This window comes from Pseudomonas sp. FFPRI_1 (assembly GCF_055384485.1).
Genome location: NZ_AP029168.1, coordinates 5,923,097 through 5,934,876 on the forward strand (window position 1 = coordinate 5,923,097; position 11,780 = coordinate 5,934,876).

At 62.5% G+C, this 11,780-nt stretch carries 11 protein-coding genes; 5 read left to right on the top strand and 6 right to left on the bottom strand.

Going from position 1 to position 11,780, the window contains the following annotated elements; genetic code table 11:
- Window positions 1–79: 79 nt before the first annotated feature.
- On the top strand, window positions 80–1,615 hold the full coding sequence (locus tag ACZ5BO_RS26300) for an ArnT family glycosyltransferase (protein WP_464696963.1): 1,536 nt from the start codon (window positions 80–82) through the stop codon (window positions 1,613–1,615).
- Between the two features lie 60 nt (window positions 1,616–1,675).
- Here the strand turns inward: ACZ5BO_RS26300 and ttcA are convergent, their stop codons facing one another.
- A complete protein-coding gene (gene ttcA / locus ACZ5BO_RS26305) occupies window positions 1,676–2,500 on the bottom strand; it encodes a tRNA 2-thiocytidine(32) synthetase TtcA (protein ID WP_025126988.1) in 825 nt (274 codons plus the stop codon).
- Window positions 2,501–2,791: 291 nt separating this feature from the next.
- Here ttcA and ACZ5BO_RS26310 point away from each other — a divergent pair, with 291 nt between their 5' ends.
- Both ACZ5BO_RS26310 and ACZ5BO_RS26315 read left to right on the top strand, forming a co-directional pair.
- Window positions 2,792–3,394 (top strand): Yip1 family protein, encoded by a 603-nt coding sequence (locus tag ACZ5BO_RS26310; RefSeq protein WP_025126987.1) that lies wholly within the window; start codon window positions 2,792–2,794, stop codon window positions 3,392–3,394.
- 151 nt (window positions 3,395–3,545) lie between these two features.
- Window positions 3,546–4,040 (top strand): SprT family zinc-dependent metalloprotease, encoded by a 495-nt coding sequence (locus tag ACZ5BO_RS26315; protein WP_025126986.1) that lies wholly within the window; start codon window positions 3,546–3,548, stop codon window positions 4,038–4,040.
- Window positions 4,041–4,082: 42 nt separating this feature from the next.
- Here ACZ5BO_RS26315 and ACZ5BO_RS26320 read toward each other — a convergent pair whose 3' ends face one another.
- Both ACZ5BO_RS26320 and ACZ5BO_RS26325 read right to left on the bottom strand, forming a co-directional pair.
- Entirely contained in the window at window positions 4,083–5,264 is a 1,182-nt protein-coding gene (locus ACZ5BO_RS26320) for a CaiB/BaiF CoA transferase family protein (protein WP_025126985.1), read from the bottom strand.
- Between the two features lie 151 nt (window positions 5,265–5,415).
- Window positions 5,416–6,747 carry a dicarboxylate/amino acid:cation symporter gene (locus ACZ5BO_RS26325; protein ID WP_025126984.1) on the bottom strand — a complete coding sequence of 444 codons (1,332 nt, stop codon included), beginning with the start codon at window positions 6,745–6,747 and terminating at the stop codon, window positions 5,416–5,418.
- 333 nt (window positions 6,748–7,080) lie between these two features.
- On the opposite strand from ACZ5BO_RS26325, the gene ACZ5BO_RS26330 reads away from it, so the two are divergent.
- The gene (locus ACZ5BO_RS26330) at window positions 7,081–8,079 is read left to right on the top strand and encodes an AraC family transcriptional regulator (protein WP_464696964.1); all 999 of its coding nucleotides are present in this window, start codon (window positions 7,081–7,083) and stop codon (window positions 8,077–8,079) included.
- A gap of 3 nt (window positions 8,080–8,082) precedes the next feature.
- Here the strand turns inward: ACZ5BO_RS26330 and ACZ5BO_RS26335 are convergent, their stop codons facing one another.
- The 3 genes from ACZ5BO_RS26335 to ACZ5BO_RS26345 form a co-directional block, all read right to left on the bottom strand.
- Complete coding sequence (locus ACZ5BO_RS26335) at window positions 8,083–9,429, bottom strand: ATP-binding protein (RefSeq protein ID WP_025126982.1); 1,347 nt, start codon at window positions 9,427–9,429, stop codon at window positions 8,083–8,085.
- Window positions 9,426–10,103, bottom strand: coding sequence for a response regulator (locus ACZ5BO_RS26340; protein ID WP_025126981.1), 678 nt, complete (start codon window positions 10,101–10,103; stop codon window positions 9,426–9,428). The genes ACZ5BO_RS26335 and ACZ5BO_RS26340 overlap by 4 nt, the downstream gene beginning before the upstream one ends.
- Before the next feature lie 119 nt (window positions 10,104–10,222).
- On the bottom strand, window positions 10,223–10,825 hold the full coding sequence (locus ACZ5BO_RS26345; RefSeq protein ID WP_464696965.1) for a hypothetical protein: 603 nt from the start codon (window positions 10,823–10,825) through the stop codon (window positions 10,223–10,225).
- 220 nt (window positions 10,826–11,045) lie between these two features.
- Here ACZ5BO_RS26345 and ACZ5BO_RS26350 point away from each other — a divergent pair, with 220 nt between their 5' ends.
- On the top strand, window positions 11,046–11,771 hold the full coding sequence (locus ACZ5BO_RS26350) for a 4'-phosphopantetheinyl transferase family protein (RefSeq protein WP_464696967.1): 726 nt from the start codon (window positions 11,046–11,048) through the stop codon (window positions 11,769–11,771).
- Window positions 11,772–11,780 lie beyond the last annotated feature (9 nt).

Here is an 11,780-nt window from a genome sequence, read left to right on the forward strand (position 1 = left end):
TTGAGGCGGGCACTACTCCTCAACCCTTCGAGTGGCGACAACCCGCCACTCTTGCACCCTTGTCTTCCGGAACCCCACCATGACGAGCCACAATTCTGAGCGCAGGGCCCTGGCCCTGCTTCTTGGCGTGTCCGCCCTGATCCTGTTGCTCGGCCTGGGCTCCCGTGAGCTATGGGGAGCAGAAACCCGTTGGGCCAATATCGTCCTGCAGATGCTGCAGAGCGGCGACTACTTCGATCCCTACCTCAAGGGCAGCCCCTACTACGACAAGCCCCTGCCGTCCTACTGGCTGATCAGCGCCTGCGCCTGGCTGATGGGCGGACTGGGGCCCTGGTCACTGCGCCTGTCGTCGGTACTCGCCGCATGGTTGAGCATCTGGCTGGTGTACCTGATCGGTGAACAGCTGTTTCGCAAGGGCACCGGGCTGATCGCCGGCTGGATGCTGGCCACGACCTTCTACTTCGCGTTCTGGGCCCGAGTGGCCACCGCCGACATCCTGACCGTCTGTGGCGTGCTGGCCGCGGTGTTGTGGTACTGGCGCGGCCCCGAGGACACGCGCCTGGGACGCTACAGCGTGTTCTTCCTGCTGCTGGCCGCGACTTCGCTGCTCAAGGGCCTGATCGGTTTTGTCCTGCCGGGGTTGATCCTGCTGCCACACCTGGTCAGCCAGGGGCGCTGGAAACGCCATCTGAATCTGCGCCTGTGCCTGGCGCTGGTGATTGCCGCGGGGTTCTACATGGTGCCTTTCGTGCTTTCCCATCTGTATGGCGCGCCAACCTACGGTGAAAGTGGCCTGAGCCTGGTGTTTCGCGAGAACGTCGTACGCTTCTTCGATCCCTTCGACCACGTCGGACCGATCTACACCTACCTGATCTATCTGCCGGCCTATACCTTGCCCTGGGCGCCCTGCTGGATCCTCGGCCTGTGGCTGGCCCTTCGGCACTGGCGCCAGTTGCAACCCAACGAGCGCTGGCTGGTCTGGGCCCTGGCCTTGCTGTTCCTGTTCTTTACCGCCAGCGGCAGCCGACGCAGCTATTACGTACTGCCCATGGTGCCCTTTGCCCAGCTGTTGGGGGCCTGGTGGCTGAACCGCTACCTGCAGCAGAAACGCGACAGCGGCAAGGGCCGCGACCGACGCTGGGCCATTGGCTTTGCCAGCGCTGCGGCGTTGCTATTGCTGGTGTTGGGAGTCGCCTACCCCTGGAGCAACGGTGGTGGAGGCGTGATCGGATTCAGCGCACAGGTCAAGACCGAGGCGAGCCGCATAGCCCCCTGGAATCAATGGCGGATGGTGATGGTCGAGGTCGACAACAAGCTGCCGATGTACCTGCAGAATCAGGGCGCACCGTTCTACTACGTGGCGCAAACCCAGGACTTTCCGAGAGCCGGCAGCAGCGCAGACTTCATGGCCTGGCTGGACAAGACCAGCGGCCAGCACTGGGATCCCCAGCGCACCCTGATCTTCGTGCAGCAGACCCCGGATGAACCGCTGCTGCTGGGCTATCTGGGTAGCGATCATCAACTGATCCGCACCACGCCGACCAACGGCGAACGGCTGGCCAGGAAATCCGCAGAAGGTAGCGTGGCCTTTATCCCGCGGGCACCGAGCGACTGAAAGCTGCGCCGCTGCGCTGCTGAAACAGCGGCGCGGCGCCCCTGAGCCGCCGTGTGCGCATCACAGATTCAGCACATTGACGAAACGTGATGCGGCGCTCTCATCGATACGCAACTGGGTGAAGTCGAACAGCTTGCGGTCCGCCAGTTGCGAGGGGATGACATTCTGCAGGCCACGGAAGATGCTCTCGGTACGCCCGGGGCTCTTGCGCTCCCACTCCTGAAGCATCTCCTTGACCACCTGGCGCTGCAGGTTCTCCTGGGAGCCGCAGAGGTTGCAGGGAATGATCGGGAACTGCTTGAGGTCGGAATAGGCCTGGATATCCTTCTCGCTGCAATAGGCCAGGGGACGGATCACCACGTTGCGCCCGTCATCGGCCAACAGCTTGGGCGGCATGGCCTTGAGCGAGCCGTTGTAGAACATGTTGAGGAAGAAGGTCTCGACAATGTCGTCGCGGTGGTGACCGAGGGCCATCTTGGTCGCGCCGATCTCGTCGGCAAAGGTGTACAAGGTGCCGCGGCGCAGGCGCGAGCACAGCGAACAGGTGGTCTTGCCCTCCGGGATCAGCTCCTTGACCACCGAGTAGGTGTCCTTCTCGACGATGTGGTACTCGATCCCCAGCTCCTTGAGATAGGCCGGCAGCACATGCTCGGGAAAACCCGGCTGCTTCTGGTCCATGTTCACCGCGACGATCTCGAACTTGATCGGCGCCACCTTCTGCAGGTGCAGCAGCACGTCGAGCATGGTGTAGCTGTCCTTGCCGCCGGACAGGCAGACCATGACCTTGTCGCCCTCTTCGATCATGTTGAAATCGGCGACCGCTTCGCCCGCCAGTCGGCGAAGGCGTTTCTGCAGTTTGTTCTGGTTGACCGTAAGAGTGCCCATGGCGCTTGAAATCCGCGAGGTGTGTGACGAAAAGCCGGACATTTTACGCAAAAACCCCAGCCCCGCGAAAGCATCGCCAGCCCCGTCCGCCAGGCGTGCAATGACAGACGCGACGGCGATTAACCCGGGGCTTTACAGCGCAATTTGCTCTAAAGGTGCGCCCATCTGAGGAAAACTCCTCCCTATACTGCGACATAAGGTCGCACGCGCACATAGACCTATACTGACTGTGCCACTTGGCTGTAAGCGCTCCGTTGGGGGGCGATGGCAACAATAAAGGAGTGACTGACCATGATTCATCATGTCGTAGGACTCTTCACCCACCCCGATCAGGAATGGCGAGACATCCGTGGCGATGCCGAGGAAAGCATCAGCCACATGTACCTAACCCACACGCTGATCCTGGCGGCCATCCCCGCCATCTCGGCGTTTATCGGCACGACCCAGGTCGGCTGGGTCATCGGCAGCCGCGCGCCGGTGATGCTGACCATGGAAAGCGCCCTGTGGATGACCATCATGTCGTACCTGGCGATGCTCGGCGGCGTGGCGGTCATGGGCGCCTTCATCCACTGGATGGCCCGCACCTATGACGCCAACCCGAGCCTGTCACGCTGCGTGGCCTTCGCCACCTACACCGCGACACCGCTGTTCGTCGGCGGCCTGGCGGCGCTGTATCCCCACATGTGGCTGGGGATGATCGTCGGCACGGCGGCCATCTGCTACACGGTGTACCTGCTCTACGTCGGCTTGCCGACCTTCATGAACATCCCATCGGACGAGGGATTCCTGTTTTCCAGCTCAGTCCTGGCGGTGGGGCTGGTGGTACTGGTGGCGATCATGGCCTTCACCGTGATTGTCTGGGGCCTGGGCGTCGGCCCCGTGTACACCAACTGACGCCGCACCAATAATAATCCTCTGTCTGCCAACACAGGCCGCCGCAAGGCGGCCTTCTTATGTGTACCCGCCAGATGACCATTCGGCGCCTGGGCGATTCGGAATTCCCCCTGTTTGCGGCATACTCCCCCTCTCTGGAGAGCCGCTAAGCATGCCCGAGCAACTCAATACCCGCGTCGAAGATTGTTTCCTACTCGCTGAATCCTTTTTCAAACGTCCTTTCAAACGCCCGGTGGTCAGCCTCAAGTTACGCGGCCAGAAAGCCGGGGTCGCTCACCTGCACGAAAACCTGCTGCGCTTCAATCCGCAGCTGTACCGGGAGAACACCGAGGACTTTCTCAAGCAGACCGTGGCCCATGAAGTCGCGCACCTGATCGCCCACCAACTGTTCGGCGAACGCATCCAGCCCCATGGCGAAGAATGGCAGTTGATCATGCGCGGGGTGTATGAACTGCCGCCCAATCGCTGCCACACCTATGAAATCAAGCGGCGCAGCGTGACTCGCTACATTTACCGCTGCCCCTGTGCCGACAGCGACTTCCCCTTCTCGGCGCAGCGCCACAAGCTGGTGGCCCAGGGGCGCCGCTACCTGTGCCGACGCTGTCGGCACACCCTGGTCTACAGCGGGGAAACCCGGATCGAGTGACCCGAGGCCAGGCCTCATCGGGACGCCGAGGCGGCATTTGAGTTAGCCAACGACCCCGTTGCGCCTTAGCGCCTCGATACTCTGCGGGCTGTAGCCCAGCTCGGCGAGCACCTGGTCGGAGTGCGCCCCCAGCCGGGCGCCAATATGCCGAGGCGCAGGCAAACCCGCGGAGAACTTCAACGGGCAGGCGATCTGTGCCTGCAGGCTGCCGTCATCACGGGGCACCTGGCTGACCAGTTGACGGGCCTGTAACTGAGGATGATCCACCGCCTCGGCCAGGCTCAGGACCGGCTCGACACAGGCATCCAACCCGGCGAACAACTGGCAGAGCTCGGCAAAGTCGTGTTTTTCGAACTCCATCTGCAAGGCGTGCTTGAGAGCCTGTTGCTGCTCGGGACGAGGGGACAGGCCCTGGGCTGCCAGCTCCGGCCGCCCCAAGGCCTGACACAACTGCTGCATGAACACCGGCTCCAGGCTGCCCACGGATAACCAGCGGCCATCGCGGCTGCGGTAGTAGTCATAGAAGCTGCCACCGTTGAGCATTTGCTGCTCCATCTCAGGTTCCACTCCACACGCCAGGTAACCGGCGCCGGCCATGGCATTCAGACTGAACGCACAGTCGGTCATGCTCACATCCAGGTGCTGGCCCTGACCACTGTGCTGGCGAGCGATGACTGCCGCCAGCAGGCCGATCACCCCGTGCAGGGAGCCCCCGGCGATATCCGCCGCCTGAATCCCCAGGGGCAACGGCCCCTGGTCACGGCGCCCGGTCTGGCTGGCCAACCCGGCCAGGGCCAGGTAGTTGATGTCATGCCCGGCACGATCGCGGTAGGGACCGGTCTGGCCATAGCCGGTAATGGAGACGTAGATCAGTCGGGGGTTGATCGCCTTCAAGGCTTCATACCCCAGCCCCAGGCGCTCCATCACCCCCGGGCGGAACTGTTCGAGGACAATGTCATGCTCGCGCACCAACTGCCGGACCACCTCCAGCGCCTCGGGCCGCTTGAGGTCCAGGGCCAGGCTGCGCTTGTTGCGATTGAGGTAGGCGTGACTGGCGGAAACCCCGGCATCGTGGGGCGGCAGTACCCGTACCAGGTCCATACGGGTCGGCGACTCGATGCGCAGCACCTCGGCGCCCATGTCGGCCAGCAGCAACGAGGCGAACGGCCCCGGCAACAGGGTGGAGAAATCCAGTACCTTGAGTGACGCCAATGGCCCTTGCATATGCCCTCCTCTGCTCTTGATCGACTGCCCACAGAGTAGGCAGGCGCAACCGCCCCAACAATTACCACAACGGTCACCCGGACTGACCGTTGCGCTCAATTGCCAGGCAATAAAAAACCCGCCGAGGCGGGTTTTCTATCAGCAGCAGGGGTTACTTGATGCTCGGCGCCGGGCCTTCGGCCACGCCCAGGTCATCGGTCTCACGGGTGTCGGTAATCGGCCGACCGCCGGAAGCCAATTCGGCCTGCAGCTTGTCTTCATCCAGCTCCTTGACCCACTTGGCGACCACTACGGTGGCCACGGCATTGCCCACCAGGTTGGTCAGGGCGCGGGCTTCGGACATGAAGCGGTCGATACCCAGGATCAGCGCCAGGCCAGCCACCGGCAAGTGCCCCACGGCCGACAGGGTGGCGGCCAGAACGATGAAGCCACTGCCGGTCACGCCAGCGGCGCCCTTGGAGGACAGCAGCAACACCAGCAGCAGGGTGATCTGGTGGGTGATGTCCATGTGGGTGTCAGTAGCCTGGGCAATGAATACCGCGGCCATGGTCAGGTAGATCGAGGTGCCATCGAGGTTGAAGGAATAGCCGGTTGGGATCACCAGACCGACCACCGACTTCTTCGCGCCCAGGCGCTCCATCTTGATCAGCATGCGTGGCAGGGCCGATTCCGAGGAAGAGGTTCCCAGCACGATCAGCAGCTCTTCACGAATGTAGCGGATCAGCTTGATCACGCTGAAGCCGTGGGCGCGGCAGATGGCGCCCAGGACCACCAGGACGAACACCACGCAGGTGATATAGAAGCAGATCATCAACTGGCCCAGTTGCACCAGGGAGCCCACACCGTAGGCACCGATGGTGAACGCCATGGCACCCAGCGCACCCAGGGGCGCCAGCTTCATGATCATGTTGATGATGTTGAACATCACGTGGGCGAAGCGATCGATGAAATCCAGCACCGGCTTGCCGTAGGCACCCAGGCGATGCAGGGCGAAGCCGAAGATCACCGAGAACATCAGCACTTGCAGGATATCGCCGTTGGCGAAGGCACCGACGATGGTCGACGGGATGATGTTGAGGATGAAGCCGACGATGCTCTGGTCATTGCCCGCGGTCACGTAGGCGGCGACTTTGGAAGCGTCGAGGGTCGAGGCGTCGATGTGCATGCCGGCGCCCGGCTGCACCACGTTGACGACCACCAGGCCGATCAGCAGGGCAATGGTCGAAACGATTTCGAAGTACAGCAACGCGTAACCGCCGGTCTTGCCCACCGACTTCATGTTCTGCATGCCGGCGATGCCGCTGACCACGGTGCAGAAGATGATCGGGGCAATCACCATCTTGATCAGTTTGATGAACCCGTCACCCAAAGGCTTCAGGGCCACACCGGTCTGCGGGTAGAAGTGCCCGAGCAGAATGCCGATGGTGATGGCAACGATCACCTGGAAATACAGGGATTTGTACAGTGGCTGACGAGTCGTCATTGCAAAGTTCCTCAAGAGCCCCGGCATGCAAGTTCCGTCGATGCATGCGGTGCCTAAAGTGCGAACCCTCCTGCGCTGGAGGGATTTGTTGTGTCGAACTGCGTGCTGGCAGATCTTCCGGCTCTATCGCAAAGCCCGTGCCACCTTGTCGAAATGCCCTACAGGCCTTTAGACATCAGGGTCTCGAGCTGATCTTTGCTTCCGTTGCGCACGGTGCACCTGGCGGATTTCCGCCCTTTCACCGAGTCTCGTCCTACAATTTGGCGGATATCCGCCTTGCCCCCATCCTGGGGGCTGACTAACATCCGCCCTTCAATGGACGGATCAGCCTGCATGCGCGAACGCACCATCGCCAGCCACTTTGCCCGTGCCGCCCTGGGCGGAGCACGTCGGCGCGGCTACGACTACCGGCCGCTGCTGCAGACGCTGGGCATCAGCCCCGAGCTGCTGAGCCAGCCCAAAGCCCGCATCGCCCCCGAGCAATTCACCCGCCTGCTGCAGCAACTGTGGCTGGAGCTGGACGATGAGTACCTGGGCTTCGGCCAGGGCCCCAGCAAGCGCGGGACCTTCGCCATGATGTGTCACGCTCTGATCCATTGCCGCACCTTGGAAAAAGCGCTCAATCGAGGCTTATTATTTTATAGCTTGTTTGCGCAAGCCCCGCGCCTGAGTCTGACGCGAGAGGGAGAAATGGCCCGCCTGAGCCTGGATGATTCCGAGCTATGGGACCCCGAACACTTCCTCAGCGAAAGCCTGCTGGTGATCTGGCATCGCCTGGGCAGTTGGCTGATCGGCCAGCGCATTCGCCTGGAACAGGCTTGTTTCAGCTACCCGAAGCCCGAGCACGGTGCGGAATATGACCTGCTCTTCCCCTGCCCGCTGCAGTTCGCACAAACCCGCAGCAGCCTGCTGTTCCACAGCCGCTACCTGAACATGCCGCTGCTGCAGGATGAACGCACCCTCAAGCACTTCCTGGAGCGCTCACCCGCCGACCTGCTGTCCCGTCCGGACGAGGGCGACAGCCTCAGCAGCCAGCTACGGCGCCTGCTCAGCCGGGACCGTGAGCGCTGGCCCGACCTGGAAAGCGTTGCCCAGCACCTGCACGTCAGCCCGCAGACGCTGCGTCGACATTTGCGGGAGGAGGGTTCGAGCTTTCAGCAACTCAAGGATGAGCTGCGCCGCGACATTGCCATCTACCACCTGGGCCGCGCCGACCTGTCCTTGCAACAGATCGCCGAGCAACTGGGATTTTCCGAGCCTTCGGCCTTTCATCGGGCCTTCAAGAAGTGGACCGGCCTGACCCCGGGCGCCTACCGCGCCCAGGAACAGTGAGGTTTACAACGCAGGGAAGTGAATCCGGAAAGCCGCGCCGCCCAGGGCCGAATCGCCCAGGGTCAGTTGCGCGCCGTAACTCTCGATGATGTCCTTGACCACGGCCAGGCCAATGCCTTGGCCCGGGTGCTGGCGATCCAGACGCTCGCCGCGCTGGAGGATCCGCGCCCGCTGATCCGGCGGCACGCCCGGCCCATCGTCTTCCACGCACAGCTCCGCGCCATCCAGCGTCTCGCGCACGCTGATGCGCACCGAGCTCAGGCACAGACGGTAGGCGTTCTCCAGCAGGTTGCCGAGCAGCTCCAGCAGGGCTCCATGCTCGATCGGCAAATAGCAGCGTTCGGGCAAATCGAACGACACCCGTACCTGCTTGTCGCGGTAGACCTTGTCCAGAGTGTCGCACAGGCTTTGCAGCACCGGCCGCAGGCGCACCTGGTGGCGGACCAGGCCGCTCTTGCGCAAGCTGGCACGCTGTAGCTGGTAGCTGATCTGCTGGCTCATGCGCTCGATCTGCGCCTGCAGGACCCAGGCCTGCTCGCGATCCTGGGGCCGTTGCGCCATGTCTTCACTGACCCCCTGCAACACCGTCAACGGGGTTTTCAGGCTGTGGGCCAGGTCATCCAGGGAGTCGCGGTAGCGGCTGCGTTGCTCACGCTCGCTTTGCAGCAGGCGGTTCAACGAACCGGTCAGGCGCAGCAATTCCCGCGGATGCTCCTCGCTCAAGCTCTGGCGCGTGCCGCTCTCGATCTGGTCCAGCTCCTGACTCAAGCGGCGCAGGGCCTGCAGGCCCCAGGTCAGCCCCAGCCAGAGCAGCGCCAGCAGCACCAGCAACGCCGCGCCAAAACCCAGGTAGAGGTTTTCCCTGACCCCTTCCAGGGTTTGCTGGTATTCGCGCACCGGTTGCAGCGCCACGATGCTGAAGGCCGCATTCTTGCCTCCCAGCAGCTTGATCTCGACGTCGTAGACGAAGAACTCCTGGCCATTGGCTTCACGGATCCTGGCGAACTCGTTACCGCGCCCGTCGTAACGTGGGCGGTAGTTGATGTTCTCTTCCTGGGTCGCCCGGGAGCGCCAGACCAGGTGCCCTTCGCGGTCGTAGATATAGCCCAGCAGCCGGCTGTCGGCGAGATTGAAACGCTCGTCCGGCAACTGCGCCGGCATCTGCAAACGGTTGTTCTCGATCCGCGCCGCCGAAATCAGGGTGGTGACGTCGGAGGCCAGGCGCTGTTCGATGGAGTCCTGCAGCGCCAGGCTGAACGCCCCCTGCATGGCTGGCAGCAATGCCAGCATGAACAGCACCGCCAGCGTGGTGGCCGCCAGCATCAACCGCAGGCGCAGCGATCGAATCATCGGCAACGCTCGGTGAACAGGTAGCCCAGGCCACGCACGGTATCGATCGGCTTGAAGCCCGACGGCCCTTCCAGCTTGCGCCGCAGGCGCCCCACCAGCACTTCAATGACATTCGGATCGCGCTCGTCGTCATCCGGGTACAACTGCTCCATCAGCCGATCCTTGGCCACCACCTGCTGGTGGTGGCGCATCAGGTACTCGAGAATCCGGTACTCGTAGGCGGTCAGGGCCAGGGGCTGTTCTTCCAGCGAAGCCTGCTTTCGGTTCAGGTCCAGCAGCAACGGGCCGGCGATGATGGTCGACTGGGTGAACCCGCTGGAGCGCCGCAGCAATGCATTCAAGCGCGCATCCAGTTCCTCGAACTGAAACGGCTTGACCACATAGTCGTCGGCACCGGCGGCCAGGCCCTCGACCTTGTCCTGCCAGTTGCCGCGGGCGGTGAGGATGAGGATCGGGAACGTCTTGCCACGGGCGCGCAACTGACGGATCAGGTCCAGTCCGCCCATGCCGGGCAAACCCAGGTCGATCACCGCCAGATCATGATTGAACTGCTCGGTCTGATACAGCGCCTCCTCGGCATTCGCCACGGACTCGACGACATGACCACTGTCAGTGAGGCGGGTTTGCAAATGATGGCGCAACAGCGCCTCATCTTCGACAACCAGCAATTTCATAACGCTCTCCCAGGCAAAATTCGACATCTCCAAGGGCGCTCCTGCGCCCGGATGATTAATGCGCCAACGCCGGACCGTGCCCAAGGCACGATCCGGCGCGGGTCAGGCCAGGCCGCTTATCAGAAAGCGTAGTTGGCCGACAGGTAGGTCTGGGCGCTGCTGGTCAGACTCAGCGAACCCTGCTTGCTGCCACCACGCTCGCTCATTTCGGTCCCGGCATTGCTGCGCAGGTAACGGTAGCCGAGCTCCACCGAGGTATTTTGTGAAACCTGTTGCAGGACACCAGCCTGCACCCCTACCGCGTAACCGATATCGCTGTCACGGCTGAACCCCGGGGACTCCTGGGCCAACTTGGTCAGGCCGGCGGTACCGCCGCCGAACAGTTTGGTGCTGCTGGTCACCGGCAGGAACATATCGTAACTGCCCAGCAGGTTCTGCTGGCGCAGTTTAATGCCATTGTGGGAACCGGAAACGTAATCGTAGGTGGCGTAGTAACGAGCCTGGTCGTTCTGCCGACCAGCGCGTATGCCCCAAGTGTTGTCCTTGCCAATCACGCCATCGGCGTTCGGATGGCCAAGGTTGCTGTTGAGCTGGGTGGATTTTTTAACCTTGTCGCTGGTTTGACCGAACGTCAGGCTGGCAAAGTTGCTGTCAGCGGCTTGGGCAGCGGCGCTGGCGCCGAGAACAGTAAAGGCGAGGATCAGTTTTTTCAACGAAGTCATAGGAAAGCTTCCTTTGCGCTATTGGCTTTTTGGGTACGGGGCTAGAGTAAACAGCCCGCCCTGAACTCCCCCTGAACACACCCTTAACCTCGCCTGAACCAGCTTGATGAAAACATTCGCCGTTTTTCCTCGCCGGCATCGCGCCCAGGCACTCGCTCCAGAGGCTTATTGCGTAACGCACGACTACCCTCGAAGTCGGCAACCCGGCACACTAGCGACCATGAATGCTCTCCCTCCCCTCCCCACTTGCTGCACCCCATTGAACGCATCCTGGCCGCTGCCGGATGCCCTGCCCCACACTTGCTGGCGGAGCACCCGGTTCAACCCCGGGCAGCTGAGCGCAGATGATTTCCAGCGCAGCGGCATCGTCGCGCCACCGAGCATCCAGCGCTCGGTGGCCAAGCGCCAAAGCGAATTCCTCGCCGGGCGCCTGTGTGCCCGGGCGGCCTTGTGGCAACTGCAGCAACTGGACTGGGTCCCCCCCATCGGTGATGACCGGGCACCGATCTGGCCATCTCATATCAGCGGCTCGATCACCCACAGCACCGGACACGCCGCTGCCATCGTCGCCGACAAACAGCACTGGCAAGCCCTGGGAATGGACCTGGAAAACCTGCTCGCCAGCGAGCGCGCGGCCAACCTGGCGGACCACATCCTCACGCCTGCAGAACTCCAGAGACGGGACCTGCTCCCCCTCGAACAACAGGCCCTGGCAGTGACCCTGACCTTCTCGATCAAGGAAAGCCTGTTCAAGGCCTTGTATCCGCTGGTGCTCAAACGCTTCTATTTCGAACACGCCGAAGTGCTGGAATGGACCCCCGAGGGAAAAGTGCGGATGCGCCTGCTGACCGAACTCAGCGAAGAATGGCACCTGGGACGTGAGCTAGAGGGGCAATTTGCAGTCGAGGATGATCAGCTACTGAGCCTGGTTGCCATCAAGGCCTGAGCCAGCCGC